This is a genomic window from Robinsoniella sp. RHS, assembly GCF_001029355.1.
Taxonomy (GTDB): domain Bacteria; phylum Bacillota; class Clostridia; order Lachnospirales; family Lachnospiraceae; genus Robinsoniella; species Robinsoniella peoriensis.
On the sequence record NZ_JNGB01000128.1, the window covers coordinates 1 to 3,604 of the forward strand.

Here is a 3,604-nt window from a genome sequence, read left to right on the forward strand (position 1 = left end):
GAAATCCTGATGCATTTCTCGGTTCAGTACCCGCTTAGTATCCGATGGGAGCCAGTCGAATACTATCCGCCAAAAAACGATTCGGAAAGGTAAGTAAAATACTCAGCTCTGCTCTACGCTTCCTACGTCCATACCAGTTTCCCACACCCATCTTTCCGAGATAGCATTTGTTGATACAAAGCTGGTTTTCTCAGCCTGGTGGAGACCCTTGGGTTGTGACGGTCTGTTCGTTTTTGGATGCAGCAGAGTGTGTTACGGCAGTTCAGTGTGATAACATCCAGCTGGTTTAATGGTTTTTAAGTGTTCTATGCCAATAGCGTACAGCATGCCACAACCCCGGGGCTCCACCCTGCTGAGAAAACCAGCTTTGTATCAATAAACTGCATCCCGGAAAGAGAAGGGGGCGGACCATGGCAGGCGTTTGGAAGGCGTATAGCAGATCTGAGCATTTACTTACCTTGCCGGAGTGTTTTTTTGGCGGATAGTATTCGACTGGCTCCCATCGGATACTAAGCGGGCAGTGAGCTGCGAAATGCATCAGGATTTCGCAGCTCACTGCCCGCGTGCCGCCAAAAAGCGCTCTGGGAAGGTTAGAAAATGCCAGTTCTGCGGTAAGCCTTCCAAACGCCTGCCATGGTCCGCCCCCTTCTCTTTCCGCGCACTACTCCATCTACAAAGCGTCCCCTTAATCAGCTAAACCCCACTTTTATAAATTACTTTACATTTTCTTTAGCTGCGGCTCCAGCCATAGCTCTTGCCTTTTCTTTATCCCTGGACATTTCTTCCACTGTCTTTTCTTTCATGGTGAATCCTTTTGCGGGGCGATACGGAAGCAGTTCACCCTGCATACGCTCTTTAGCCTGTTCAATCTCACCTGCATACTGGGGGAGCCATTGTTCCCCGGCGATTAACATCTCATCCACCATCTGCCTGATCTCAGCAGGGGTACATACTGCGCCTGTGAGCGGATCCATCATTGCCGCCTGATACAAAAGTCTGATATCCCCTTGTACCGCTGCTTCCACAGAGAGCTTTTGTACCCACACGCTCTGAGAACAAATCGCTGCACATCCAAGAGGAAGATCCCCTACTTTCGGTACCGAAACTCCATTGAAGTCTACATAACACGGAACTTCCACCACACAATCATCCGGAAGATTGGAGATACACCCTTCGTTCATAATATTAAAATGTCCCCGGTACGGGCGGCCTGTTTCCAGACTTTCTATGATATAGCTTCCGTGTTCCGCGCTTCTGTCTTCATATTTGTACTCCTTTGCCGGTTCCTGCAGCCAATTTGGAAAATCCGTTTCAAACCAGTTCCTGCCTTCTTTGCAGACTCTCAGATATCCGGCTGTCTCGCCTTGAATCCAACTGCTGTAATTAATCCATTTTTCCATATCTTCGGGCCGTTTCCGGTACCAGGAAAGGTATTCTGACAGGTGTCCATTGGATTCTGTAGAATAATAGCCAAAATTTTTCATCACATCCAGACGGATATTTTCATTGTCCAGCATTTCCTGCTGATTTAACATCAATTCATAGAGTTCCTGTACTCTTTCTTCACCCTTTATCTTTGCACTTATGTACCAGGTCTGATGATTTAGTCCTGCACAGATAATATCTACATCTTTATCTTCCACTCCGAATGCCTTCGCAATCTGCGCATGTCCATGCTGAACCCCATGGCACAATCCATAAGTCTTTACTTTGCCATATTTATTACAAGCCCAGGTCAGCATGGCGTTTGGATTGGAATAATTTAACAGGATACATCCCGGTTTTGCCACCTCGCGGATATCCCTGCAGAAGTCCAGAAGAGTTGCAATCCCTCTCTGCCCGTACATAATTCCTCCAATGCACAGCGTATCGCCAACACACTGGTCCACACCGTATTTTAAAGGAATTTCCACATCCGTTTCAAATGCTTCCAACATTCCGACTCTTACGCAGTTGATCACATATTTCGCATCTCTAAATGCTTCTCTACGGTCCGGGGTGGAATGAATCTTTATGTTAAGTCCATTTTCATCAATATCCCGCTGACAGAGCTGTGTCACCATTCTTAAATTTTCTTCATTCATATCGGTGAATGCTACTTCAATATTAGAAAACTCTTTCACTGATAAAATATCTTTTAACAGTCCTCTTGTAAAACCTAAACTTCCTGCCCCGATAAATGCTACTTTAAAGCTCATAATATCCCTCCATATGGTAATTTTTTGCTATATACTTTACGTATACCCTGTGTTATCATAATTCTATAATATATGGTTTTCAGTAAACAATCAATCTGACTAATATGATAAAAGGGGTAATTTTTTGATGGCATATCAATTTGGATTTTATAACTTTTTATTTCCCGATGAACTCCAGGATCCCTACATTTCCCTGAACTGCATGGGGATCGAACAGAGATCCAATACCAGCTATTACTACGATAACCGGGAACGGAATATCGACAGCTACCTTTTCCAATACACATTAAAAGGAGAAGGCGTCTATGAGTCCCAGGGAAAACGTTTCTCCATTAAGCCGGGACAGGGATTTTTTATACATATACCGGACGATGAAAAATACTACATGCCGGATGACAATGAAAATCACCCCTGGGAATTTATTTTTCTGCTGCTAAGCGGAGAAGCCGTTTCAAAATACTATGAACTAATTACAAAAAAAGCCGGAAAGATTCTGGAACTGCCGCTGCATAACAGCGCAGTCCAAACTCTTTTCGACTTATATAACCAAACCCAAAGCGGCAGAATGTTTCATCCGTTTTTAGCAAGTGAACTTGCCTACCGCTTTTTGTGCAGGCTCTGTCAGAGTGTAATCCACAACGAGGCAGATTACTCCAGCAGAACCCAGGCAGCTATTAAAATTATGGAAACACAATATGCTTCTATTCAGGGCATAGAGAGAATTGCCGGACTTCTTGATATTTCACCAAATCATCTGACTCGGGAATTTACCAGAGAAACCGGAGTTCCTCCAATAAAATACCTGACAAACATCCGTTTACAGCAGGCTGCAGCCCTTCTTCTTGAAACCGCGCTTCCGATTCATCAGATCGCCGTATCCTGTGGATTTTCCTGTGGAAATTATTTTACGAAAATTTTCCACAAGCATATGAATGTTACACCTCAGGAATACCGCCGTGAGTGGAAGTAATGCTGTACTAGATTGAACAATTTCAGCTTAAATTGGGGTTTAGGTGAGTAAAGACGCTTTGTAGATGTAGGTAGTGTACGGAAAGAGAAGGGGACGGACCAGGACATTGGTTTGGAAGGCTTACCGCAGAACTGGCATTTTCTAACCTTCCCAGAGCACTTTTTGGCGGCACGCGGGCATTCGCTCCGAAATCCTGATGCATTTCGCAGCTCACTGCCCGCTTACAATCCGATGGGAGCCAGTCGAATTGTATCCGCCAAAAAGCACTCCGGGAAGGTAAGTAAATGCTCAGCTCTGCTATACGCCTCCCAAACCAATGTCCTGGTCCGTCCCCTTCTCTTTCCGGGATGCAGTTTATTGATACAAAGCTGGTTTTCTCAGCAGGGTGGGCCCCGGGGTTGTGGCATGCCGGACGCGATTGGCATAAAGCAACTGA

At 45.1% G+C, this 3,604-nt stretch carries 2 protein-coding genes; one reads left to right on the plus strand and one right to left on the minus strand.

What is annotated here, in order from left to right:
• Positions 1 to 713 precede the first annotated feature (713 nt).
• Positions 714 to 2,198 (minus strand): alpha-glucosidase/alpha-galactosidase, encoded by a 1,485-nt coding sequence (locus RHS_RS25115; RefSeq protein ID WP_047834724.1) that lies wholly within the window; start codon positions 2,196 to 2,198, stop codon positions 714 to 716.
• A 127-nt stretch (positions 2,199 to 2,325) separates the two neighbouring features.
• Between RHS_RS25115 and RHS_RS25120 the strand changes: the two genes are divergently transcribed.
• A complete protein-coding gene (locus RHS_RS25120) occupies positions 2,326 to 3,168 on the plus strand; it encodes a helix-turn-helix domain-containing protein (RefSeq protein WP_047834725.1) in 843 nt (280 codons plus the stop codon).
• Positions 3,169 to 3,604 lie beyond the last annotated feature (436 nt).

Excerpts from the sequence above, each read along its gene's own strand:
- RHS_RS25115 (WP_047834724.1), bottom strand. The coding sequence starts at position 2,198 with ATGAGCTTTAAAGTAGCATTTATCGGGGCAGGAAGTTTAGGTTTTACA.
- RHS_RS25120 (WP_047834725.1), top strand. The coding sequence starts at position 2,326 with ATGGCATATCAATTTGGATTTTATAACTTTTTATTTCCCGATGAACTC.